This window comes from Nonomuraea sp. NPDC050451 (assembly GCF_044458585.1).
This window is the reverse complement of record NZ_JBITHZ010000067.1, coordinates 1-23,407: the sequence shown is the minus strand read 5'-3', so window position 1 is coordinate 23,407 and position 23,407 is coordinate 1. Positions and strand designations below refer to the sequence as shown.

Annotated in this window: 25 protein-coding genes, 1 pseudogene and 1 riboswitch; of the genes and pseudogenes, 14 read left to right on the top strand and 12 right to left on the bottom strand. The window is 68.6% G+C overall.

Annotated elements, in window-relative coordinates:
• The first annotated feature begins 97 nt into the window (after positions 1–97).
• Positions 98–1,102: a hypothetical protein gene (locus ACIBI9_RS65360; protein WP_397238786.1), complete on the top strand. Its 1,005-nt coding sequence runs from the start codon at positions 98–100 to the stop codon at positions 1,100–1,102.
• 947 nt (positions 1,103–2,049) lie between these two features.
• On the opposite strand, the gene ACIBI9_RS65355 is transcribed toward ACIBI9_RS65360, so the two are convergent.
• The 6 genes from ACIBI9_RS65355 to ACIBI9_RS65330 form a co-directional block, all read right to left on the bottom strand.
• On the bottom strand, positions 2,050–2,223 hold the full coding sequence (locus ACIBI9_RS65355; protein ID WP_397238785.1) for a hypothetical protein: 174 nt from the start codon (positions 2,221–2,223) through the stop codon (positions 2,050–2,052).
• Between the two features lie 175 nt (positions 2,224–2,398).
• Positions 2,399–3,151 carry a class I SAM-dependent methyltransferase gene (locus tag ACIBI9_RS65350; RefSeq protein ID WP_397238783.1) on the bottom strand — a complete coding sequence of 251 codons (753 nt, stop codon included), beginning with the start codon at positions 3,149–3,151 and terminating at the stop codon, positions 2,399–2,401.
• 377 nt (positions 3,152–3,528) lie between these two features.
• Positions 3,529–3,759 carry a hypothetical protein gene (locus ACIBI9_RS65345; RefSeq protein WP_397238781.1) on the bottom strand — a complete coding sequence of 77 codons (231 nt, stop codon included), beginning with the start codon at positions 3,757–3,759 and terminating at the stop codon, positions 3,529–3,531.
• Positions 3,760–3,900: 141 nt separating this feature from the next.
• Positions 3,901–4,056: a hypothetical protein gene (locus ACIBI9_RS65340; protein WP_185079459.1), complete on the bottom strand. Its 156-nt coding sequence runs from the start codon at positions 4,054–4,056 to the stop codon at positions 3,901–3,903.
• 227 nt (positions 4,057–4,283) lie between these two features.
• Positions 4,284–5,150, bottom strand: a complete 867-nt coding sequence (locus tag ACIBI9_RS65335) for an ABC transporter ATP-binding protein (protein WP_397238779.1) — start codon at positions 5,148–5,150, stop codon at positions 4,284–4,286.
• On the bottom strand, positions 5,143–6,078 hold the full coding sequence (locus ACIBI9_RS65330; RefSeq protein ID WP_397238777.1) for an ABC transporter permease: 936 nt from the start codon (positions 6,076–6,078) through the stop codon (positions 5,143–5,145). Before ACIBI9_RS65330 ends, ACIBI9_RS65335 begins: the two co-directional genes overlap by 8 nt.
• A gap of 476 nt (positions 6,079–6,554) precedes the next feature.
• Between ACIBI9_RS65330 and ACIBI9_RS65325 the strand changes: the two genes are divergently transcribed.
• The 5 genes from ACIBI9_RS65325 to ACIBI9_RS65305 all read left to right on the top strand — a co-directional run bounded on the left by ACIBI9_RS65325 (position 6,555) and on the right by ACIBI9_RS65305 (position 12,283).
• Positions 6,555–8,195: an ABC transporter substrate-binding protein gene (locus ACIBI9_RS65325; RefSeq protein ID WP_397238775.1), complete on the top strand. Its 1,641-nt coding sequence runs from the start codon at positions 6,555–6,557 to the stop codon at positions 8,193–8,195.
• A gap of 110 nt (positions 8,196–8,305) precedes the next feature.
• Positions 8,306–9,268, top strand: coding sequence for an ABC transporter permease (locus tag ACIBI9_RS65320; protein WP_397238773.1), 963 nt, complete (start codon positions 8,306–8,308; stop codon positions 9,266–9,268).
• Positions 9,261–10,235 (top strand): ABC transporter permease, encoded by a 975-nt coding sequence (locus ACIBI9_RS65315; RefSeq protein WP_397238771.1) that lies wholly within the window; start codon positions 9,261–9,263, stop codon positions 10,233–10,235. The genes ACIBI9_RS65320 and ACIBI9_RS65315 overlap by 8 nt, the downstream gene beginning before the upstream one ends.
• Positions 10,236–10,248: 13 nt before the next feature.
• Positions 10,249–11,283 (top strand): ABC transporter ATP-binding protein, encoded by a 1,035-nt coding sequence (locus ACIBI9_RS65310; RefSeq protein ID WP_397238769.1) that lies wholly within the window; start codon positions 10,249–10,251, stop codon positions 11,281–11,283.
• Positions 11,270–12,283 (top strand): ABC transporter ATP-binding protein, encoded by a 1,014-nt coding sequence (locus ACIBI9_RS65305; protein ID WP_397238767.1) that lies wholly within the window; start codon positions 11,270–11,272, stop codon positions 12,281–12,283. The genes ACIBI9_RS65310 and ACIBI9_RS65305 overlap by 14 nt, the downstream gene beginning before the upstream one ends.
• 52 nt (positions 12,284–12,335) lie before the next feature.
• On the opposite strand, the gene ACIBI9_RS65300 is transcribed toward ACIBI9_RS65305, so the two are convergent.
• From ACIBI9_RS65300 to ACIBI9_RS65280, 5 genes are all read right to left on the bottom strand, one after another.
• Positions 12,336–13,520 (bottom strand): lipid-transfer protein, encoded by a 1,185-nt coding sequence (locus ACIBI9_RS65300; protein ID WP_397238765.1) that lies wholly within the window; start codon positions 13,518–13,520, stop codon positions 12,336–12,338.
• Complete coding sequence (locus ACIBI9_RS65295) at positions 13,517–13,921, bottom strand: Zn-ribbon domain-containing OB-fold protein (protein WP_397238763.1); 405 nt, start codon at positions 13,919–13,921, stop codon at positions 13,517–13,519. Before ACIBI9_RS65295 ends, ACIBI9_RS65300 begins: the two co-directional genes overlap by 4 nt.
• Before the next feature lie 213 nt (positions 13,922–14,134).
• Positions 14,135–15,259, bottom strand: a complete 1,125-nt coding sequence (locus ACIBI9_RS65290; RefSeq protein WP_397238761.1) for a S8 family serine peptidase — start codon at positions 15,257–15,259, stop codon at positions 14,135–14,137.
• Entirely contained in the window at positions 15,256–15,870 is a 615-nt protein-coding gene (locus ACIBI9_RS65285) for a hypothetical protein (RefSeq protein ID WP_397238759.1), read from the bottom strand. The genes ACIBI9_RS65290 and ACIBI9_RS65285 overlap by 4 nt, the downstream gene beginning before the upstream one ends.
• Positions 15,871–15,945: 75 nt before the next feature.
• Positions 15,946–16,752, bottom strand: coding sequence for an S-adenosyl-l-methionine hydroxide adenosyltransferase family protein (locus ACIBI9_RS65280; RefSeq protein ID WP_397238757.1), 807 nt, complete (start codon positions 16,750–16,752; stop codon positions 15,946–15,948).
• Between the two features lie 117 nt (positions 16,753–16,869).
• Here ACIBI9_RS65280 and ACIBI9_RS65275 point away from each other — a divergent pair, with 117 nt between their 5' ends.
• The 3 genes from ACIBI9_RS65275 to ACIBI9_RS65265 are packed head-to-tail and all read left to right on the top strand — an operon-like array spanning position 16,870 to position 18,589.
• Positions 16,870–17,169: a DUF3263 domain-containing protein gene (locus ACIBI9_RS65275; RefSeq protein WP_350742598.1), complete on the top strand. Its 300-nt coding sequence runs from the start codon at positions 16,870–16,872 to the stop codon at positions 17,167–17,169.
• Between the two features lie 38 nt (positions 17,170–17,207).
• A complete protein-coding gene (otsB, locus tag ACIBI9_RS65270) occupies positions 17,208–17,978 on the top strand; it encodes a trehalose-phosphatase (RefSeq protein ID WP_397238755.1) in 771 nt (256 codons plus the stop codon).
• A gap of 35 nt (positions 17,979–18,013) precedes the next feature.
• The gene (locus ACIBI9_RS65265; RefSeq protein ID WP_397238753.1) at positions 18,014–18,589 is read left to right on the top strand and encodes a hypothetical protein; all 576 of its coding nucleotides are present in this window, start codon (positions 18,014–18,016) and stop codon (positions 18,587–18,589) included.
• Between the two features lie 6 nt (positions 18,590–18,595).
• Here ACIBI9_RS65265 and ACIBI9_RS65260 read toward each other — a convergent pair whose 3' ends face one another.
• On the bottom strand, positions 18,596–20,026 hold the full coding sequence (locus ACIBI9_RS65260; protein ID WP_394506083.1) for a trehalose-6-phosphate synthase: 1,431 nt from the start codon (positions 20,024–20,026) through the stop codon (positions 18,596–18,598).
• A 31-nt stretch (positions 20,027–20,057) separates the two neighbouring features.
• Between ACIBI9_RS65260 and ACIBI9_RS65255 the strand changes: the two genes are divergently transcribed.
• From ACIBI9_RS65255 to groEL, 5 genes and pseudogenes are all read left to right on the top strand, one after another.
• On the top strand, positions 20,058–20,612 hold the full coding sequence (locus ACIBI9_RS65255) for an RNA polymerase sigma factor (protein WP_185068976.1): 555 nt from the start codon (positions 20,058–20,060) through the stop codon (positions 20,610–20,612).
• 79 nt (positions 20,613–20,691) lie between these two features.
• Positions 20,692–20,833: riboswitch (SAM riboswitch) on the top strand.
• Positions 20,834–20,846: 13 nt separating this feature from the next.
• Positions 20,847–22,079 carry a threonine synthase gene (gene thrC, locus ACIBI9_RS65250; RefSeq protein ID WP_185068975.1) on the top strand — a complete coding sequence of 411 codons (1,233 nt, stop codon included), beginning with the start codon at positions 20,847–20,849 and terminating at the stop codon, positions 22,077–22,079.
• A gap of 25 nt (positions 22,080–22,104) precedes the next feature.
• Positions 22,105–22,380, top strand: a complete 276-nt coding sequence (locus tag ACIBI9_RS65245; protein WP_185068974.1) for a MoaD/ThiS family protein — start codon at positions 22,105–22,107, stop codon at positions 22,378–22,380.
• Between the two features lie 245 nt (positions 22,381–22,625).
• Positions 22,626–22,826: a cold-shock protein gene (locus ACIBI9_RS65240; protein WP_173525743.1), complete on the top strand. Its 201-nt coding sequence runs from the start codon at positions 22,626–22,628 to the stop codon at positions 22,824–22,826.
• Positions 22,827–23,240: 414 nt separating this feature from the next.
• Positions 23,241–23,407: pseudogene (gene groEL / locus ACIBI9_RS65235) on the top strand (chaperonin GroEL); the annotation flags it as partial.

Below are 23,407 nucleotides of genomic sequence, written 5' to 3'. Positions count from 1 at the left end.
GTGGTGCCCATAGCGCGCCCGCCACGGCATTCGGGGGTTATCGATTCGCATTTCCACCGCATTCGAGAGCGATCGATCACGAGCCGGGAAGGCAATCATGAATCGAGTAGTCAAGGCGGCGGTCGCCGTCACAGTATTCGGCCTGGCGGCGGCTTTGGCCGTGCCGGCACAAGCGGAAGTCGGGAACAACACCGTCAGGAACGACGGCGGCGGCACCAACAGCCCGCTCGACGGCCTGCTGGGCGGCGGCCTGACCGACGGCCTGCTGGGCGGCCTGATCGGCGGCGGCCAGCTGAACGGGCTGCTGGGCGGCGGCCTTCAGTCCAAGTCCGCGGCACAGCCCAGCCGTCCGATGACGGACGTCGAGCGGGACATCGCAGCCGAGAACCGGCAGAGGTACGCCACCACGCCCAACGCGGCCGAGGACGTCACCAACTTCGGCGGTCCGCTGCCGGAGCTGTCGCCGATCGTCGGCGGGTTCTCGCTCGGCGGCGGAGGCCTGACCGAGTCCCTGCCCGTGCCCGCCCTGTCGGGGGCGGCACGCATGTCCCAGCCCGTCGCAACCTCGGTGAAGACCGGCAAGCAGGACGGCGGCCAGGTCCTGACCGAGGGAACGACCCTGCGGGGCGCATACGACGCGGCGACGGGGCTGTTCAACACGTCCTTCGGCGACGCGATGGACAAGCTGAACAACAACAGCGTGCTGCCGGGCACCGGATCCAGCGTCCTGGGCACCAGCGCGGCCACGGCCAAGACCATGAACAGCACCAGCAAGGGCGTCGAGTCCCTGTCGGCCGAGTCGGCCGTGGCCGGCCTCGGCGAGGCGACCAGGCGGGCCCTGCCGCACGCCGCGAGCGGCCGGCTGTCGCCGATGGTCGGCCAGGTGGCCCCGGTCGAGATGGCTCCGGTCATCGAGGCACTGCCCAGCACCGCGCACGCCGCCTCCATGGACGAGCTCACGCCGCTCGTCCAGGACACCTCCGGCGTCGTGTCCGCCAACGGCACCAAGGCCACCGGCACCTACGGTGACGTGCTGACCGCGCTCGGATGGTCCACCGACTCGCTGACGAGCTCGGTGCGGGACTCCTGGATTCGCGACTAGACGCGACGGAGGCGCCGTAGAGCGGTGGCTGCCGAGGGCCGGGATGACGGTTCGCGGGCGTCCTAGGTGCCGACGCCCATGAACCGGCCGTACCGGTGCGAGGCGGTCCCGTTCGCGCCTCAGCTGTTCCCTGAACGGCGTGTTCCCTTTCCCGGGCCGGGCGGCTGCCGGCGCTCTGGCGCGGCAGGCCCGGTGTCGTTGCCGCGACGTGGCACGTCGCGTGCCGTAGCGCTGGAACGGCGGTCCGCGTGCCGTCCGTTCCCGCCCGGCAGGCCCGGTGCCGTCACTCTGGTGCGGTAGGTCGGCGGGGGCTGACTGGGAACGCCGGCGCTCTGGCGCGGCAGGCCGGCAGGGGACTGTCTGGGGGCTTTCCCGCACCGACGCGGCAGGCCGGCGGGACGCTCACAGGTGCCGAGCGCCGACGGCACTGGCGCGCGTGGGTGGCGAGACCCCGCGCAAGCGGGCAGGTCTCATGACGGGCCTGGGCGGACGCGCCCACGCCCTGGCTCGCGCAGCGCGCCGCCACTGCAGGGCAGCGGCGTCGCACGAGCCCGCCGCCGACCCCGACATATGGGGTCGGCGGCGTTTTTCTTTGCGCTGTCTCCGGGGGTTCGAAAGCCCCCATCTTGTACGGCGGAGCACGGGCGGCACCACCCGCCGCACGTGGCGACGGCCTCCAGGGTGACGCCCGCTGACCCGCACGTGGCCGGCCGCCGTTACGGCGTGCTGTCAGCCTTCCAGGCCCTCCGCTCCCGAACGTGTATGAGAGATCACGATTGCGGTTCGGTCCTGGCTTTCGGCTGTGCCTCGCCGACCAGGCGGCCCCGCTCGCGGCACTGCGGACGATCTCCGCGCAGGAAAAACGCCGGCCAGGGCAACGTGGACAGCGGAGCGGGCCGCGCCGGGCTCCCTAGGGCCGCCACCGAGCATGAGGGCATGGCGCCTCGTCAAGGATTGTGATCGGGAAATACCCTGCGTGGACGGGTCCAGGTCGCCTCGGCCAGGACCGCCCCGAGCAGGTACCCCACCAGCCAGGATGGCTGGCTCAGCAGGTCGAACGGGAAGGGCGGGGACGGCTGGGTGTAGACCAGCGCCCAGACGATGCTCGTCGTGCCTCCCACGAGGAGAGGGATGACGAACCCGACGGTGCGCAGGCACCGGCTGCGGTAGAGGTAACGGCTGGCCTGCTCCCAGTCGAGGTCGGTGGTGCGCAGGCCATGGCCGGCGGCCCACTCGATACGCGTGTCGTTCGCCAGGGCGAGTTTTGCTTGACCGAGACTGTGCTCTCGCCTTCGATCACGCGGACTCGCAGATGCAGAGTTGAAGCGGCGCGTCCACGGCAAATGGTCGACCGGACCAGTCGCCGAAGCGCTCGACGAGCCGAAGGCCGCCGAGCGAGACGAGCAGCGGCAGCTCCTGCGGGAAGATGCTCCTGATTTCGAGCGGTGCGACGACGAAGTCGGGCTCGGAGTCGGTCGAGAGGTACCACGTCCCGCGGGTGACTTGCGCGGGCGCATCGTAGATCTCGGCGACATCGACGCTGACGTTGCCACGGTCAGGATCCATGAACGACAACGACTCCCGGGTGCGCCGCACACCATCGGCTTCGGCAAGCAGGCGCACGCTCGGGTTGAACACATCGAAGACGAACCGTGCGCCAGGCGCCAGGTGTCTTCGAACCGACCGAAAACAGCTCACCAGGTCCTCAGCCTCATGCAGATGCAGGAGGGAATTGGCTGTGATGAACACGAAGTCGAATGTGCGGCCCAGATCGAAGGCCCGCATGTCGCCCTGCGTCCATTCCACCGCCACACCGCGATCATTCGCCTTACGCTGGGCCTCGGCCAGCATGTCTGACGAGAAGTCCAGGCCGACGCACGGATGCCCGTCGGACGCGATGGGGATCAGCTTGTGCCCGGTGCCGCACCCGAGTTCCAACACGCGCCCGCCTTGCCGATTGGCGTGTGCCCGGTAGAAGTCGACTGCGGGCCCGCCGCCCGGGAACATCAGGTCGTACAGCCTCGCGTGCGAGTAGAACGCTTCACTCATCGAGCGCCCCCTCCTTTCCGGCTCATCCGCAGCTGGCCGTGGTGGCCTGCTGATTCAAGCGTGTGTGCCACAGCCGCGACAACAGCTTTGCCGCCATCCGCGCCGGCCTCGGCTCCGCCGCGGTGATGACCCGCCACATCAAGATCAAAAGCTGATCGTTGGTCTTTTGCTGGAAGCTACGGGCGGGCCATGCGGGAACATCACTGCGGCGTGATCGCTTGAGGTCGGGCTCAGGATGTCAGCCCCAGCTGGCGAAGCTGTGCTGGACGCAGGGGCCGCCATCCACCGGTGTCGAGCTTGGCGAGCTCCGCGGAGCTCCACCACCGCCCGCGAGTAGTATTCCGTGGTCCAGGCCACGACGGAGTCGGTCAGCAGGGTCAGGCACCAGGCCTGTTCGCTCTGCTGTTGAAGGTGAAGGAGCAGCAGCCGTCCTCTCGCGCGCTCAGCTCGGCGGTCCGCGCCGCGTTCTCCGGGCTGACGGCGAGCTCCAGCCGCGACCGCGTGCGATCCGGCCGCTGCAGGGCCTGCGACGCGTCGGCGAACAAGGCGTCGAACTCGGCCACCCGCAGCGGCTGCCCAGCTGCGGGCAGCGTGCAGGCCGAGGGCACCACGCTCCTGGTCGGAGGCGATGTTCCGTGTCATACCTCGACGGCTGGTGACACCGACCCGAGCGCCGGGCCTTCCAGGGGGACGGCCGGGTGGTGCTTTGCGGAGTGGGTGATTGTCGTGATTACGGGCGGGTCGGGGGCTCAGGGCAGGCGGACGCCGGTGCGCCGGGCTATCTGGGCCTGGAGTCTGGCCATCTGCCAGTGCAGCTCCAGAAGCTGCTCGGCGAGCTGTATCCGGGGAATCTCGGCCACGTCCTCGGTGGCCAGGTGGTCGATCGCGGTCGAAAGCTCCACCATCGCGCGCTCCCACTCCATCAGCGTACCTCGGATCGAATTGACGTTCGAATCCTATCGGAACGGCAGGCACGATGTCAGTCTTTTGCCACTGCAGTCGCGCGCGTTTCGCACACAACAGCGAAAAGCGAAAGGATGTCGGTGTTTGTGGCCGTAACGCGGCAGGGGATCGGGTCGGAGCGGGGGGCGGCTCCGAGCCGTGGGCGGCGGCGATCGCGCCGTGAGAGAGGTCAGCCCTTGTTGTAGGCGGCGATGACTTCCTTCGGGTCGCCGTCCATCCTGATCTTGCCCTTGTGCAGCCAGATGACGCGGTTGCAGGTCTCCTCGATGACCTTGAGGTCGTGGGCCACGAGGAAGACCGTGCCGGCGGACTCGCGGATCTGGCGGATGCGCTCCTCGCTCTTCTTGCGGAACTCGCGGTCGCCCGTGGCCAGGGCCTCGTCGATGAGGAGGACGTCGTGGGTCTTGGCCGAGGAGATGGCGAAGCGGAGCCGCGCGCCCATGCCGGAGGAGTAGGTGGACATGGGGAGCTGGACGAACTCGTCGATGCCGGAGAAGTCGACGATCTCCTGGTACTTTTCGCGGACCTCTGCAGGCGTCATGCCCATGGCGTAACAGCCGAGCACGATGTTGCGCTCGCCGGTGAGCTCCCGCATGAGGGCCGCGTTGACGCCGAGCAGCGAGGGCTGGCCGTCGGTGTAGACGGCGCCCTTGTGCGGCGGGAGGAGGCCCGCGATGGCGCGCAGCAGCGTGGACTTGCCCGAGCCGTTGCGGCCCACGATGCCGATGGCGTCGCCGTGGTAGGCCACGAAGGTCACGCCCTTGACCGCGTGGACCTCTTTCATCTGCGGGCGGCCCTGGCGCCTGAGGATGCGCGTGAGGGCGTTGACCGCGTTGCCCTTCTCGGCGTCGGAGGCCGCGCCGTAGACGCGGTAGACGATGTGGAGATCGTCGACGATGACCGTCGGAGTGCCCGTGGGAACGTCGAGTGGCCGCTTGCCCTGAGGCTCCGGATCGGGATGCACTCTCACATCCTTGCCGGTAACGGCGGGCTTCTCGCCCTTCACCTGTGACAGCTCCTTGGTAAGTTCAGCCACGCCCGTACCTCTCCTCGGACCGCCAGAAGTACCAGAACCCGAAGCCGAGTGTGAACACCGCCCAGAATACGCAAGACACCAGCACCATGGTCGGGGGGTGGTGGCCGAACTGCTTATTGTGGGTCGAGATGAGGATCTCGCGCATCCACTCGATGTAGGAAGCGGCCGGGTTCATGTACATCACATTGGCCACCCATTGGGGCAGCCCGGCGGAGCCGACGACCTTGTCCTGGATCGAGAAGAACACGCCTGAGGCGTAGAGCCAGGTGCGGGTGATGAACGGCAGCAACTGGTTGAGATCGCGCATCGAGGCGCCGAGCCGGGCGACGATCAGGCCGGCGCCGATGTTGAACATCGTCTGGAGCAGCAGCACCACCGGGATCATGAGCCAGAACCAGTTGAGTCCCTCGCCGGTGAACATCACGATGACGAGCAGGATGCCCATGGAGATGGCGAGCTGCTGGAGCTCCTGGATCGTGTAGGCCAGCGGCAGCGAGGCGCGGGGGAAGTGGAGCGCCCTGATGAGCGACAGGTTGCCCGAGATCGACTTGGCGCCCGCGGTGACCGTGCGCTGCGTGTAGGTGAAGACGAACATCCCGGTCAGCAGGAAGGCCGTGTAGTTGGGGATGTTCTTGCTGCCGCCGAGGATGAGGCCGAACATCAGGAAGTAGATCCCGGCGTTGAGCAGGGGGGTCAGCACCTGCCACAGCTGGCCGAGAGCCGAGCTGGTGTACTTCGAGACGTTGCGCGAGGTCGCGTACGTCAGGATGAAGTGTCGGCGCTCCCACAGCTGGCGCACGTAGACAGGGAACCTCGGCCGCGCGATGGCACGGCGAAGTCCGTATCTCTTGGCGAGCTTGGCCAGCGGCTCCTGCCCGCTTCGGCCGCCCGCCTGGGCGTCCGCGACAGCGGATTCCGGCTGGCTCATGGCAAGGACTCTATTGGATCCCGGTCGGTGGGGTGCCTGCCGCGCGGGTTGGCGGCAGCGTCAGTTGGACGGAGCCTCGGGACGCTCGGTTCCCAAGGTGCCGTCAAGACCTGCTCAACCGTAGCCCAGCGAGGCGCGGTGCGCTGGCAAGGGCGCGACCACTCTCATGTAGAGGGTAATTTTCATCGTCTGTTCACGTCCCGGCCGTACCGGTTACACGGGCTCTGTACGATTTATTGCCTGTTGGGCTGAATGTCTGTGACGCTGGATTGGCACACGTGTGACCGAACTGCAACGCGCCAGAGACTCCCTGGTGGCAAGTAGTAAGGGATAGTCGCGATCGACTGGCAGGGCGTCGGCTGGTTTGACCATGTCAGCCAAACCCGGGGGGAAAACCAGGATCCCCCCGTCAGGCTGCTCACGATAACCGCAGCTCAGCGCCTACGCCCACCTGTAGAGGGAGGAATTCTTTCACCATGCGTGTTACTAAGGGCGTACAGATCGTCGCCGGTACCGCGCTGCTCGCCCTCGCGGTTGCCGCGTGTGGCGGCGGTGCCTCTGACAGTGGCGGCACTGCTGCCGGGGGCGGCGGGGAGACGCCGGTCCGCATGGAGATCGGTGAGCCCCAGGAGCTCCTGAACCCGCAGAACACCACCGAGACCGAGGGTTCCGAGGTTCTCGCCGCGGTGTTCTCGCCGCTGGTGGACTACGACGAGAACAAGCAGCCAGTCGAGGAGGCCGCCGAGTCGATCACCACGTCGGACAGCAAGGTCTGGACGATCAAGCTCAAGTCCGGCTACACGTGGCACGACGGCACGCCGGTTACCGCCGCCGACTACGCTCGCGCGTGGAACTACGCCGCCCTCCAGGACAACGCCATGAGCTCGTCCTACTTCTTCGGGCGCGTCGACGGCTACGCCGACGTCCACCCGGGTGAGGGCAAGACGCCGACGGCCAAGGAGATGAAGGGTCTCAAGGTCGTCGACGACTCCACGCTCGAGGTGACGCTCTCGGCGCCGTTCTCGCAGTTCAAGACGATGCTTGGCTACACCGCGTTCTACCCGATGCCGAAGTCGGCCCTCGGCCCCGACGGCAAGGTGACGCAGGCCTACGGCGAGCAGCCGACCGGCCAGGGTCTGTTCAAGCTCGACAAGCCCTACAAGAAGGGCACCGACCAGACCATCGACCTGACGGTCTACGACAAGTTCGTGGGCGCCAAGCCGAAGAACTGGAAGAAGCTCCAGTTCAAGGTCTACACGAGCTCCGAGACCGCGTTCAACGACCTGCAGGCCGAGAACCTGGACATCCACGACTCGCTGCCGCCGTCGACGATCGCCACCGCCAAGTCCGTGCTCGGCGACCGCTACCACGACGAGCCCGACGCGGCCGTGGGTTACATCGGCGTCCCGCTGCAGTACAACCCCGAGTTCAAGGACCCGCAGGTCCGCAAGGCCATCTCGCTGGCCATCGACCGGAAGACCATCACCGAGACGGTCTTCTCCGGCACCCGCGCCCCCGCCGACGACTTCATCAACCCGGCCATCCCCGGTTACCGCCAGGGCGCCTGCGACGCGTGCACGTACAACCCGGCCGAGGCCAAGAAGCTGTACGACGCCGCCAAGGGCCCCAAGACCATCGAGCTGGGCTACAACGCCGACGGTGGCCACAAGGAGTGGATCGAGGCGGTCGCCAACAACCTCCGCGCCAACCTGGGCATCGAGGTCACGCCGAAGCCGTTCGAGAAGTTCCAGGGCATCCTGGACGCCCTGGACGCCAAGGAGTACAAGGGCCTCTTCCGCATGGGCTGGTCGATCGACTACCCGTCGGCTGAGAACTACCTGACCCCGATCTTCGGCACCGGCTCCATCGGCACCGGCTCGAACTACGGTGGCTACTCCAACAAGGACTTCGACGCGCTGGTCGCCAAGGGTGACCAGGCCTCGGACGCGGCCGAGGGCCTGAAGTTCTACCAGCAGGCCGACGACATCCTCATCAAGGACCTCCCGTACATCCCGGTTTACTTCTACCGGAGCAACTTCGGGTACTCCTCGAAGGTGAAGAACGTCAAGCTCAACCTGCTCAACCAGGTTAACTGGGTCGACATCGAGAAGGCCTGACGTTCATTCGCGCGGTGGACGGCACTTGCCGTCCACCCGCCGGAGGGCTGAGCTTGGAGGCAGCTACTCGAGCCGGGTGAACCGCGGGCTCCGAGGGCTGCCTCCAAGTCATGTACCGGAGGGCTTGTATGGGCCGTTATGTCATCAGGCGCTTGATCCAGGCGATACCCGTCCTGCTCGGCGCCACGCTACTCATCTTCATGATCGTCTTCGCACTGCCAGGGGACCCCATCGCGGCGCTGTTCGGAGACAAGCGCCCGGACCCCGCGGTTGCCGAGGTCCTGCGCGAGCAGTATCACCTCAACGATCCGCTGCTGTTGCAGTACTGGTATTACATCAGCGGCGTGCTTTTCCGCGGTGACTTCGGCGTGAACTTCGCCGACGTCCCCGTGTCCCAGGTCATGGCCGGCAAGTTCCAGGTCACCCTGAATCTCGCGCTGACCGCCCTCGTGATGGAGGCGCTCATCGGCGTCGGCCTGGGCCTGTGGGCGGCGCTGCGCCGCGGCAAGGCCACCGACACCGCCATCCTCGCCTCCACCCTGCTGCTCATCTCGGTGCCCACGCTGGTCACCGGTTTCGTGCTGCAGCTGATCCTGGGCGTCAAGCTCAAGCTGTGGACCGGGCTGGACATCTTCCCGGTCGCGGGCACGTTCGCGGGCTGGCGCAGCTATCTTCTGCCCGGCTTCGTGCTCGCGGGGACGTCGATCGCGTACCTGACCAGGCTGACCAGGACCAGCCTGGTGGAGACGCTCAGAGCGGACTACATCCGCACGGCCACGGCCAAGGGCCTGTCGAGACGGCGCGTCATCGGCAGACACGGGTTGCGTAACGCGCTGATCCCGCTGATCACCTATCTGGGCGCCGACCTCGGCAACCTGATGGGCGGCGCGGTGATCACAGAGACGATCTTCAATCTCCCGGGGATTGGAAATCAGCTGTTCCAGTCGGTTTACTTGCGAGAACAACCGGTTGTGGTGGGAATCATCACCGTCCTGGTGCTGATCTATATCCTGGCCAACCTGGTCGTCGACCTGTTGTACGCCGTGCTCGACCCGAGGATCCGCTATGAGTAACCCAATCCCGCCGGTCGGGCCCGGGCTCCCGGAGACGCAGACACTGGTCACGGACACGGTTACCGCCCCGGCGCCCGCGCAGCAGGGCAAGAAGGGCAAGGAGGGCAGGCCCGCGAGCCTGTGGACCGACGCCTGGTACGACCTCAGGCGCCGGCCGATGTTCATCATCTCGGTGGTCATCATCCTGGTCCTGCTCGTCATGTCGTTCTGGCCGTCGCTGTTCACCTCGATCGACCCGTTCAACGCCAGGACCTGTGACCTGTCCACGGCCAGGCAGGCGCCCAGCGCCGGCCACCTGTTCGGCAAGGACAGCCTGGGGTGCGACGTCTACGCCAGGACGATCTACGGCGCCCGCAACTCGATCGTGATCGGCGTGTTCACCACGATCATCACCACGGTGGTCGGCGGTCTGCTCGGCCTGCTGGCCGGCTTCCGGAGCGGCGTGGTCGACACGGTGTCCTCGCGGGTCACCGAGATCTTCTTCGCCATCCCCCCGATCCTGGGCGCGCTGCTCATCGCCGCCACCTTCCGCGGCCGGGCCAACAGCATCATGCTGGTCATCCTCGCGCTGGCGGTGCTCGGCTGGCCGATGACGTTCCGCATCATGCGGGCGGCCGTGATCACCGCGAAGAACCAGGACTTCGTGGTCGCGGCCAGGGCGCTGGGAGCGGGCGCGGGGCGGATCATGTTCCGTCACCTGCTGCCCAACTCGCTGGCGCCGGTCATCGTCGTGGCCACGATCAACCTGGGCGGCTTCATCGCCGCCGAGGCCGCGCTCTCGTTCCTGGGAGTGGGTGTCCAGTCGCCGGACATCTCATGGGGCCTGATGATCGCCGACGCGCGCATCAGGTTCTTGGAGGCGCCGCTGCCGCTGGTGTTCCCGGCCGTGTTCCTCAGCATCACGGTGCTGGCGTTCATCATGATGGGCGACGCCGTACGCGACGCGCTCGACCCGAAGCTCAGGTAGAAGGGGGGATCAAGTGAAGAAGACGTCAACGGATGTGTTGCCCGCCGAGGGAGGGCTGGGCGACCAACCGCTGCTCGCGGTCGACAACCTGCACGTGGAGTTCCGTACGCGTGCCGGGGTCGTGCGCGCGGTCAACGGCGTGAGCTACACGGTCAGCCCCGGTGAGACGCTCGCCGTGCTGGGCGAGTCGGGTTCGGGCAAGTCCGTGACCGCGCAGGCGATCATGGGCATTCTCGACATGCCGCCGGCGGTCATCCCCAAGGGGGAGATCCGCTTCAAGGGCACCGACCTGCTCAGGCTGTCGGAGGAGGCGCGCACGCAGGTGCGCGGCCAGCGCATCGCGATGATCTTCCAGGACGCGCTCTCCGCGCTCAACCCGGTGTTCACCGTGGGCTGGCAGATCAGCGAGATGTTCCGGGTGCACCGCGGCATGTCCAAGCGCGACGCCATGAAGAAGGCCGTCGAGCTGATGGACCGGGTCCGCATCCCGGCCGCCAGGCAGCGCGTGAACGACTATCCGCACCAGTTCTCCGGCGGCATGCGGCAGCGCATCATGATCGCGATGTCGATCGCGCTGGACCCCGAGGTGCTGATCGCGGACGAGCCGACCACGGCGCTCGACGTGACCGTCCAGGCCCAGATCATGGAGCTGCTGGCCGAGCTGCAGCGCGAGAGCCAGATGGGCCTGATCCTGATCACGCACGACCTCGGCGTCGTGGCCGACGTGGCCGACAAGATCGCCGTCATGTACGCGGGGCGCATCGTGGAGAACGCCCCCGTGCACGACATCTACAAGGCGCCCGCCCACCCGTACACGAAGGGCCTGCTCGAGTCGATCCCCCGGGTCGACCACAAGGGCCAGGACCTGTACGCGATCAAGGGCCTGCCGCCCAACCTGCTCGACCTGCCGAGCGGTTGCGCGTTCCATCCCCGGTGTCCGTACCGGCAGGACGACTGCGTGACCGACGTCCCCCCGCTCCACGAGATCAGCGGCACCAGAGGCAGCGCGTGCCACTACTGGAGGGAGGTCCTCGATGGCGATCGGTGAGCGCATCCTCGAGGTACGGGACCTGGTCAAGCACTTCCCGCTGACCCAGGGCATCGTCTTCAAGCGGCAGATCGGCGCGATCAAGGCCGTCGACGGCGTGTCGTTCGACCTGCACAAGGGCGAGACGCTGGGCATCGTGGGCGAGTCGGGCTGCGGCAAGTCCACCCTCGCCAAGGTGCTGATGGCGCTGGAGCGGCCCACCTCGGGCTCGGTGCTGATCAACGGCCGTGACATCGGCAAGGCCAGGGGCGGCGAGCTCAAGCGGATGCGCCGCAACATCCAGATGGTGATGCAGGACCCGTACACCTCGCTGAACCCCCGGATGACCGTCGGCGACATCATCGGCGAGCCGTACGAGATCCACAGTGAGGTGGCGCCGCGCGGCGACCGCCGCACGAAGGTTCAGGAGCTGCTGGAGGTCGTCGGGCTCAACCCCGACCACATCAACCGCTACCCGCACCAGTTCTCCGGAGGACAGCGGCAGCGCATCGGCATCGCCCGAGGGCTGGCGCTCCAGCCGGAGATCATCGTCTGCGACGAGCCCGTGTCGGCCCTGGACGTGTCCATCCAGGCGCAGGTGATCAACCTGCTCGAGCGGCTGCAGAACGAGTTCGACCTGGCGTACATCTTCATCGCCCACGACCTGTCGGTGGTGCGCCACATCTCCGACCGGGTGGGCGTGATGTACCTGGGCAAGTTCGTGGAGCTCGGGAAGGACACCGAGATCTACGACAAGCCCGCGCACCCGTACACGCAGGCGCTGCTCTCGGCGGTGCCGGTGCCCGACCCGGAGGGCCGGGAGCAGCGGGAGCGGATCATCCTGCAGGGCGACCCGCCGTCCCCGGCGAACCCGCCGTCGGGATGCCGGTTCCGTACGCGGTGCTGGAAGGCGCAGGAGATCTGCGCCGAGGAGGAGCCGCTGCTGCAGATCCGGCCGGGGACCGGGCACGAGAGTGCCTGCCACTTCGCGGAGACGCACGACGTGGTTCACGTGGGCTGACGCGCCTCCGAAGACCCTCCGAGGAAGCTCTCCCCGGAGGGTCTTCGCGTTTCTACGTGGTGACGATCAGGGCGGAGCCGTGGCCGAAGAGGCCCTGGTTGGCGGCGAGGCCGACGCGGGCGGCGGGCACCTGGCGGTCGCCCGCGTCACCGCGCAGCTGGACGGTCAGCTCGCAGAGCTGGGCGATCGCCTGGGCCGGGATCGCCTCGCCGAAGGAGGCCAGGCCGCCCGAGGGATTGACCGGGATCCGGCCGCCGAGGCCCGTCTCCCCGTCGTGCAGCAGCTTGGCCGCCTCCCCTGGCGAGCACAGGCCGATGTCCTCCATCCAGTCGAGTTCCAGGGCCGTCGAGAGGTCGTACACCTCCGCCAGTGAGACATCCTCGGGTCCTATCCCTGCCTCCTCGTACGCCGCGTGCGCGATCGCGGCTCTGAAAGGCCTCTCAGGGGCCGGTACGGCGGCGCAGGAGTCGGTGGCGAAGTTCGGCAGCTCCAGGATCGTGCTGGGGAAGGTCGGGGTGACGGTGGAGACCGCGGCCAGGCGTACCGGAGCCCGCAGGCCCCGGCGGCGAGCGTAGGACTCCGAGGCCAGGACCACCGCCGCGCCTCCGTCCGAGGTGGCGCAGATGTCCATGAGGTGCAGCGGGTCGGCGACCAGGGGTGAGGCCAGCACCTCCTCGGCGGTGACGGGCTTGCGGTAGCGGGCCATGGGGTTGAGCGAGCCGGCCCGCGAGTTCTTGACCTTGACGGCGGCGAAGTCGGCCGGCGTCGAGCCGTGCACGGCCATGCGTCTGCGGGCGTACAGGGCGAAGTAGGCGGGGTTGGTGGCGCCCAGCAGGCGGAAGCGGAGCCAGTCCGGGTCGTCGGGGCGGTCGCCGCCGACCGGTTTGAAGAAGCCCTTCGGGGTCGAGTCCGCCCCGACCACCAGCGCCACGTCGCACAGGCCCGCGAGGATGCGCGTGCGGGCGATGTCCACGGCCTGGGCGCCGGAGGCGCAGGCCGCGTAGCAGGAGGCGATCCTGGCTCCCGACCAGCCCAGCGCCTGCGCGTAGGAGGCGCCCGCGACGAAGCCCGGGTAGCCGTTCCTGATCGTGTCCGCCCCGACCACGAACTCCACGTCGGTCCACGCCACCCCGGCGTCCTGGAGGGCGGCGCGGGCGGCCGCGACGCCGTACTCCAGGAAGGGCCTGCCCCACTTGCCCCACGGATGCATCCCGACGCCCAGCACCACAATGCTCATGAGACTCGCTCCCACATCCACACCAGCGGCCCGTCGGACAGCGGTCCGGCGGTGAGCTCCAGCTCCATGCCCACTTCCAGCTCGTTCACCGTGAGGCCCTTGACCTGCCCGAGCACCACGATCCCCACCTCGGCGAGCTCGACGGCGGCCAGCGTCACCGGCACGTACGGATCCGCGGCGACATAGGGGGTGGGCGGTGGATAGCAGGCGTTCGTGTACGACCACACCCTGCCGCGGCGGGGGAGGCGGATCGTCTCCATCGAGGTGCCGTCGCAGCGCGGGTTGGGGCAGAGGCCGGTGCGGGGCGGGAAGGTGACGGTGCCGCAGGTCGTGCAGCTGGTGCCCAGGAGGAAGACGCCGTCCTCGTCGATGGCGAACCAGCCCTCGATCGCTAACGTCATGCCGCCAGTATCGCACAAGCGCTTGCTAGGTTGGCGACCCGCCGACGTCCCGTTGCCCGGGTGGGTGCGCGGGTGGCCCACCGACGTCCCTTCGGTCCTTCGGGAGAAGACTCGGAGGAGAAGGGCGGTTGGGGGAGGCGAGGGGCCGGCCGGGAGGGGGCTGGGGTGCGGGTGCCGGGGTTGGGGGCTCGGTCGGCGGGCCTTCGGGTGGGGTCAGGGGCGGCGTTTGCGGTGGCGGACGAGGATGCGGGCCGACATCGCCGCCGCCAGCATCACCATGCCCGCCACCACCGGCCCCCGGGAGGCGGGCGGGGGGCCGTCGCCGAAGTACGGGCCGGGGCGGGCGAGGCCGGCGCCGGGCGGGTCCAGGCGGGCGGCCTCCTGCAGGGCGAGCAGGGCGTTGGCCACCCCGTGCCCGTAGGCGGGGCTGTGGCCGTCCGCCGGCTGCCGCCGGGTGCCGAGCTCGATGGCCGTCCGTACGTGGTAGGGCGACATGCCGGGGTAAGCGGACTTGATCAGGGCCGCGATGCCCGCCACCATGGCCGCCGCCGAGCTGGTGCCGTCGCTCACCACGTACGAGTCGCGCGCGTCGGCCGTGACGATCTCCGTGCCCGGCGCGACCACCGACAGGTAGTCCTGCCGGTTGGAGAACGCGGCCACCCTGAGCTCCCGGTCCACCGCCCCCACGGCGATCACCCCGGGGTAGGCGGCGGGGAAGTTCTTCCTGTTGGCCGTGCCGCCGTCGTTGCCCGACGAGGCCACCAGCACGGCGCCCCGCGCGATGGCGTACTGGATGGCCTCCTCCTCCGAGGGCGAGCCCTCCCACGCGCCGCTGCCGCCGCCCAGCGACATGCTGATCACGTCGGCCCCGTGGTCGACCGCGTACCGGATGCCCTTGGCCAGCGCGTCCCGCCCGCCGGCGCGCTGCTGCTCGCGCAGCGGGTCGCCGTTCTCCAGCGTGACCCGGATGGACAGCACCTCGGCCGCCGGCGCCACCCCGATCACGCCGCCCTTGTGCTCGTCGCCGTGCCCGCGCCCGGCGATCAGGCTGGCCATGGCGGTGCCGTGCCGCCCCCATAGGCCCTTGGCGGTCCCGGTCAGGTCGGGCCCCTGGATCACGGCGCCCTCCAGGTCGGGGTGGCGGCCGTTCACGCCGGTGTCGAGCACGGCGACGATCACGCCCTCGCCCCTGCTCGACCGCCACGCCTCGGGCAACCGCATCGCGGCGAGCTGCCACTGTCCCGCCCGGGCGGCCTCGCCCACGTCGTCGGTGGCGCTCGCCGGGACGGTCCCCACCGCCAGCGCGGTGACGAGGAAGACGACGGCGAGCCTGCTCATCGGGTGAGCGCCCGGTGCAACTCGGTGGCGAGCTGCCGCGCCGTGGCGCGCAGCCGGGGTACGAGGCGGTCGCCCGGCTGGTACGGCCGGCCGTCGGCGTATCCGGCGGCCGTCGCCACCACGTAACGCTGATCGGACCTGAGCACCACCCCGGTGAAGTACTGCCGCTCGCCGAAGCGCTCGGCCGGTCCCCGGGGGAAGGCCACCGGCCGCACGGTCGCGGGCCGTCCCACGCGGTAGTAGTCGCGTCCGGGCGTGTCGAGCACGGCGATGCCCACGGTGGCGACGAACGTCTGCGTGCTGTCGGCGTACGTGGCACGCAGGGCCACGCGGCAGCCGCGCCGGACGGCGGCGGGCTGGAACGCCGTCCGGCAGGGCGCCTCGGGGGCGACCCCGGCCAGCACGTACGTGACCCGCGCCCCCGACGGGCTGACCCCGGGCAGGGTGGCCGGGAAGATCTGCGAGACGGGCCACGCGTGCCAGCGCTCTGACACGGGCGGCTCCGGCGCGGGCCAGATCGCGGACATTATGGAGAGCAGCACGATGGACAGCTGGTACACGTCGACCTCTGGAGGGGAGGGGAGGGACGCCCGCGCGTTGCATTCTGACACGTGACCGCTGACTCATTCCGACGCTTCGGTAAACAGACCGATACGCGGAGTAATTCCGATCTGTGTGTCTTCGTCCTACGAAGTAGGGGATAGTCGGACATGCGCGCCAGGTGGGAGCCCCAGCCGCTGCGCTGCGTCACCGGAGTTGACCGCGATCGCGACCAGCCCCGCCGAGTCCGCGAACGCCACCAGTTCCCCTGGCGGCACCGCCGCGAACGTCTCCCGGTAGGGCAGCGAGAGCTGCCGCCGGCCCAGCCAGACCCCCAGCGTGTCGCCCACCCGCACGCCCAGCGCGTGCAGGTCGCCGGCCGCGATCGAGAGCTGGGTGTTGCCGTAGCGGTCGACCGAGACGAGCTCGCCCTCCACCGAGCCCTCGCGCAGCAGCGAGGTCGGCGCCGGCAGCGTCACCAGCCTGCCGACCGGCACCTCGGGCCCCAGGTCCGACGGGCTCAGCCCGCCGCACAGCCGCCCCGCGACCGGCGAGAAGACGTCGCGCCCGTGGAAGGTCGGGGAGACCGGCCGCAGGAAGTGCTCCTCGTTGCTGATCGCATAGGCGGCCTCGGCGCCGCCGCTGGCGTGCACGGCCCACGACAGCAGCCCGTTGTCAGGACCGATGAACACCCGCCCGCCCGCCTCCACGGCCACCGCGCGCCGCGCGCCGCCCGCACTGGGATCGACCGCGCCGATATGGATGCCCACGGGAAGGTAGGGGATGGTCTGGGCGAGAATCGCCGCGCCGCGCCGTACATCACCCGAGGGGATCAGGTGGCACACGTCGATCACCCGCGCCTCGGGGGCGATTCCGGCGATCACTCCGTGACACGCCGCCACATAGCCGTCCTCGAGTCCATAGTCGGTGAGGAGCGTGATTACTGAGGTCACATTTCGTGACTGTACGTCTCTCAATACGCCGTGAACAGCCGCACTTCGCACATTACGATTGGCCACGGGCCGCGTGCGTGCGGAGTCGTCGCACGCACCTTTCCCGAGGAGGACACCATGGGAGCACCGCTCAGCGGTGACAATGCTGCCCAGGAGACGTCCGGCCAACCCCTCTCAGAACGCGATCTCGAGCTCCTCGCCTTCGAACGCCAATGGTGGCGCTACGCGGGCGCGAAGGAGCAGGCCATCAAGGAGAGCTTCGGGTTCTCCGCCACTCGCTACTACCAGTTGCTCGGTGAGTTGATCGACCGGCCGGAGGCGCTGGAGCACGATCCCATGCTGGTCAAGAGGCTGCGCAGGTTACGGTCCACCCGTCAGCGGGACCGCGCCGCCAGGAGACTCGGCATGCGTCCCTGACGGCTGGGTACGGCAGCCGCGTGAGGAACATCCCTGGAATGAAATCGATCTTGGACGACCCGGCAGGCGCCGTGATCGGGCTCGACTTCGACGGGACCCTGTCGCCGATCGTGCCCGATCCCGCCAAGGCCGTGATCCATCCGAAGGCGCCGAAGGTGCTGGCCGAGCTCGGCGCCCACGTACTGGCGGTGGCCATCGTGACCGGCCGGCCGCCGGCCACCGCGCTGGAGCTCGGGCGGGGCCTGGCCGACGTGCCCCGGCTGGTCGTGCTCGGGCACTACGGCTTCGAGCGCTGGGAGGCCGGGCAGATCTCCGGGCCCCCTCCGCCCCCGGGCGTGCTTCGGGCCGAGGCCGAGCTGCCGCTGCTGCTGGAGTCGCTGGGCCTGCAAGGCGTCACGATCGAGGACAAGGGCCGGGCGGTGGCCGTGCACACCAGGCGCAGCCCCGACCCCGAGGGCGCGCTGGCCAGGCTGCGCGAGCCGCTGGCCGAGCTGGCCGGCAAGCACGGCCTGGTGGTCGAGCCGGGACGCTTCGTGCTGGAGCTGCGGCCGCCGGGCATGGACAAGGGGCAGGCGCTCAGCCTGTTCCTGGCGGAGCGGGCCGCCAGGTCTGTCATGTTCGTGGGCGACGATCTCGGCGACCTGGCCGCGTTCGAGGCCGTACGCCTCTCGGGGCTGCCCGGCGTGACCGTGTGCAGCGGCTCCGCCGAGGTCACCGAGCTGGCCGAACGGGCCGACATCGTGGTGGACGGCCCCGACGGCGTCGTCGCGCTGCTGGAGGAGCTTGTGGCGGCTTTCAGCCGTTCATGACTGAGCTGCAAGTCGTGCTCTCTAGGGTCGAGCGCATGCACAAGCGATACCTCGCCGCCGCGGCCGTGGCCGTGGCCACCCTCCTCGCGGCCTCCCTGCCCGCGCACGCCGCGCCCGCCCAGGCGGTCAAGCTGCGCAAGGGCCTGACCCTCTACATCCCGATCAAGTGGCAGGTCCACCGCATCGGCGACGAGGTCCAGATCGTGACCGGCAAGTGCGGCAAGCCCATGGGCTGGGGGACGCCCGAGTGCGACGCCTTCTACGTGCTCGGCCCCTCGTCCATCAAGCGCGGCGCCGAGGGGTTCGGCCCGTACACCGGCAAGAGGCCCTTCTACACGGCGAGCGACGTGCAGCCGTGCCCGTTCAACGACAAGTGGGGCGAGGTCATCGGCCCGAAGGTCACCAGGGGCCTGCGCCAGGTCGGCGCGGGGCACAAGGCCGCCTACAACGCCTGGAAGTCGGAGTGCGTCAAGTATTCGGGCTCGACCACGAAGGTGCTGCTCCGCTTCACGCAGCGCGAGTGGTACCTGCCGCAGAGCAAGATCCTCATCGTGGACCAGTGGAACACGCCGGGGCTGGCCGACGCGCTCGAGAACGCCGACTGGACCTGATCGCGCTCAGATCTCGGCCAGCGCGTCGAGCTGGGCCGCGAGCCACTTCTGCGGCGGCAGCGCGGTGGCCGCGGCGTGCAGCTTGTCGCGCCGCATGCGGCGCTCGTCCTCCGGCATGACGAGCGCCGCATGCAGCGCGGCGGCCGTGCCGCTGATGTCGTACGGGTTGACCACGAGCGCGTGCGGGCCCAGCTCCGCCGCCGCCCCCGCCTCGCGCGAGAGCACGAGCGCGCACCTCGTGGACAGGATCGGGCCCTCCTTGGCGACCAGGTTCATCCCGTCGCGGATGGGGTTGACCAGCAGCACGTCGGCCATCCGGTACGCGGCCAGCGAACGCGGGTAGTCGTCGTTGACGTTGAGGATCAGGGGGTCCCAGTCCTCGGTGCCGTACTCGTCCTCGATCTCCTGCGCGCAGCGCAGCACCGACGCGGTGTATTCGCGGTATTCGGGCAGATCGTGCCTGCTCGGGTAGGCGAACGCCAGGTGCACCACCTTGCCGTGCCACTCCGGGTGCGCGGCGAGGAACTCGCGGTAGGCCACCAGGCCGCGCACGATGTTCTTCGACAGCTCGGTGCGGTCGATGCGGACGATCAGCCGCCGGTCGCCCACCTGCTCCCTGAGGGCGGTCATGTGCGACTCGACGTCGGGCTCGACGGCGCGCTCCCACAGCGCGTCGCCGTCCACGCCGAGGCTGTGCACGCCGATGCGGGTGGTCCTGCCCTCGTGGGTGACGCTGCGGCCCACGCGGTCGACCTCCGCGCCCAGCAGCGCCTCGCAGCAGTCCATGAACGCCTGCGCCCACCTGTCGGCCAGGAACCCGGCGTGATCGGCGCCCAGGATGCCCTCCAGGACCTCTCCGACCACCTCGTCGGGCAGCAGGGAGAAGTATTCGGGGGGCGCCCACGGGGTGTGGCTGAAGTGGGCGATGCGCAGGTCCGGCCGCTCGGCGCGGAGCATCGCCGGGGTAAGCGTCAGGTGGTAGTCCTGCACCATGACGCGGGCGCCGTGGCCGGCCTCCTCGGCCAGCGCCAGCGCGAACGCGCCGTTGTAGTCGCGGTAGGACTCCCACTCGCGCTCGAACCTCGTGCCGAAGTTCGGCGAGTTGGGGATGTCGTAGAGCAGGTGGTTGACGAACCACAGGGTGGAGTTGGCCACGGCGTTGTAGGCGCGGTGGAAGGTGGCGGGCGGGATGTCGAGCATGCGCAGCGGGCCCGTGTCGTAGCCGGCGTGGTCGATCCGGCCGCCGGGCACCAGGCGCACGGCGCTGCGGTCGCCGTCGGACAGCGCCGCGCACACCCACAGCACGCCGTCCTTCTTGGCCACCTCGGACAGCGCCGAGACCAGGCCGCCGCCACCGCGTTTCATGGTCAGCTCACCGTCGTCGGAGACGGTGAAGGAAACGGGTCCTCTGTTGGAGGCCACCAGGACGCTGTTCATCTACGCTCCCTTCGCCCATAGGATCCCAGCTATGGCGCTAGATGAGCTAACCGAGGAACTCGCCCGCTCGGCCGCAGGAGGAGATCATCGCGCACTTGGCGAGCTCCTGGCGCGGATCGAGCCCGATGTGATGCGACACTGCGCCCGGATCCTCCCCTATCACCAGGATGCCGAGGAAGCCTCGCAGGACACGTTGCTGGCCGTGGCGCGCAACATCGGCCGGTTCGAGGGCCGGGCGCGGTTCAGCACCTGGCTGCACATCGTGACGGCCAACTGCGCGCGCACCACGTACAGGTCGCTCAAACGCCGGGCGGCCGAGCAGAGCTCGGACGAGCTGCCCACGCAGAAGCCCGACGTGGCGCGGGTGAGCGTGATCGCGGGCTCGCGGCTCGACCTGCTCGACGCGATGGAGGCGCTGGAGGCCGACAAGCCCGACCTGGCGCAGGCGCTGGTGCTGCGCGACATCGTCCAGCTCGACTACAACGAGGTGGCCGAACAGCTCGGCATCCCGCTCGGCACCGCCAAGTCGCGCATTCACCAGGCCCGCAAATACGTGCAGGGAGTGCTGGGTGATGATTATCGCTGAGACGCCACGTCTCGCATCTTGAGATGGGTGGCCATTTCGGCCTCATGGGCGGGTAGAGTCCTTTTCAACAACTGAATATTGCTCATCCAGAGGGGTGGAGGGACCGGCCCTGCGAAGCCCCGGCAACCCTCCCGGCTTGAGACTCGCGACCTGGCGAGGCCGACCGGGACAAGGTGCCAATTCCGGTCTGCGGTCAAGGTGGCCGCGGGCGAAGATGAGGGAAGGCCTCGCTTCATGTCGCTCGACTTTGGTCCTGCTGTCGGTCTGTCCTGCCGCGAGTGCGGCACACGTTACCCCCTCGGTCCGAGCTTCGCGTGTCTGGAGTGTTTCGGGCCGCTCGAAGCGGCCTATTCCTTCGGTACGGTGACCCGCGCCGACATCGAGTCGGGTCCCGCCAACATCTGGCGTTACCGGTCGCTGCTCCCGGTCCCGGTTGACGTCGCCAGTAAGCCCAATATGAACCCCGGTTGGACCAAACTGGTCAAGGCCGGAAACCTCGGACGCGCACTCGGTCTCAAGAACCTGTACGTGAAGGACGACTCGGGCAACCCCACCCATTCCTTCAAGGACCGGGTCGTCGCCATCGCCGTCGAGGCGGCGCGTAACTTCGGCTTCCACACCCTTTCCTGCTCCTCCACGGGCAACCTCGCGGGCGCGGTCACCGCGGCGGCGGCGCGCGCCGGGCTCGAGGCGTGCGTGTTCATCCCGGCCAACCTCGAAGCGGCCAAGATCGCCATGGCCCGCGTGTTCGGCGGCAAGCTGATCGGGATCGACGGCACCTATGACGAGGTCAACCGGTTCTGCTCCGAGTTGATCGGCGACCCGCTGGGTGACAAGTGGGGATTCGTCAACGTCAACCTGCGGCCTTACTACGCCGAGGGCTCCAAGACGCTCGCGTACGAGATCGCCGAGCAGCTCGGGTGGCGGTTGCCCGAGCAGATCGTCATCCCCATCGCCTCCGGCTCGCAGCTCACCAAGATCGACAAGGGCTTCCGCGAGCTGGTGCAGCTGGGGCTGGTCGAGGACACGCCGTACAAGATCTTCGGGGCGCAGGCGGCCGGGTGCTCGCCGGTCTCCACCGCGTACAAGGCGGGGCACGACGTCGTGCAGCCGGTCAAGCCCGACACCATCGCCAAGTCGCTGGCCATCGGCAACCCGGCCGACGGGCCGTACGTGCTCGACATCGCCCGGCGCACCGGCGGGGCCGTCGAGGACGTCACGGACGCCGAGATCGTGGCCGCGATCAAGCTCCTGGCCTCGACGGAGGGCGTCTTCGCCGAGACCGCGGGCGGGGTGACCGTGGGCGTGCTGAAGAAGCTCGCCGAGAGCGGGCGGCTCGACCCCGAGGCCGAGACCGTGGTCCTCAACACCGGCGACGGACTCAAGACGCTCGACGCGATCAGCGACGACGCACAGCCCACGGCCGTGATCCGGCCCTCCCTCGACGCGTTCCGCGCGGCTGTCTGACAACCAGGAAAGGCGAGTTAAACCCATGAGCGTTTCGGTGCGGATTCCCACCATTCTGCGCACCTACACCGGTGGCAACGCCGAAGTCAGTGGCGAGGGCGCGACTCTTCGTGACGTCCTCGCCAAGCTCGACTCCGACTACCCGGGGATCGGCGCGAGAATTCTGGATGAATCGGGCAAGATTCGTCGTTTTGTCAACGTTTACGTTGGGGAAGAGGACGTCCGTTTCGCCGACGGGCTCGACACTCCGGCACCAGAGGGCACGCAGATCTCAATCATCCCGGCGGTCGCCGGCGGCTGAGTGCCATAGATCACACTTGTGGAAGGCGCCCCTAGTGGGCGCCTTCTCCTTTTCCAGGCCAAATGAAACGTTGAAGCGCCTTCGTTGCGAAGAAATGCGTCGTTTGCGGATTGACTCTGTTGCCAAACCCCGTGCCACAGGTATGGTCGAGGGCGATCGTCTGGCTGATTTTCCCTTAAGTCCGGCGATTACGGGTCTCGCGGAGGAATGGGCGAGATCTGAAAGCCCAGTAAGAGGAGTCGGAAGTGGCGCAGGGCACCGTCAAGTGGTTCAACGCGGACAAGGGCTACGGCTTCATCGCGGTAGACGGTGGTAAGGATGTATTCGTCCATTACTCAGCGATCATGATGGACGGGTACCGATCTCTCGAACAGGGGCAGCGCGTCGAGTTCGAGATCACGCAGGGCCAGAAGGGACCTCAAGCGGAGGCCGTCCGCGCCGTCTGAGATACACCCCCTGGTATGCACCGGCGGGGATCGCCCGGCAGCGCAGTCCGTGCGAACCCGCCACCTTTCTTTCGTCGACTCGGTCACGGCGAGCCGCGCGAGGCGGCTCGCCGTGGGCCCGGATCCCGCCACCTGCGGTGGCCTGGACGCGGCTCGTCGCAGGTGCGGGGTCCTGCCGCCGGCGACGGGCGGCCCCGCCGCACAGGCTGATATGGGGAGGAAAGGCCCGGTAGGAGGCTTCTCGCTTGCACTCGGCAGGGTAGAGTGCTAAACAGTTCGTTGGCACTCTGTGCAGCAGAGTGCCAACACTCGGATCGGGACGATGGGGTCTGCCGAAGGAGATGCTGACCCATGCCGTCGCGGGCGTCGGCTCGGTCCACGACAAGCCACCCTGCATCTGGGAGGTCTAGCCTTATGGCAGCCAAGATGATCGCGTTTGACGAGGACGCCCGGCGCGGTCTCGAGCGCGGTATGAACCAGCTCGCCGACGCCGTCAAGGTGACCTTGGGCCCCAAGGGCCGCAACGTCGTGCTGGAGAAGAAGTGGGGCGCCCCCACGATCACCAACGACGGTGTCTCCAT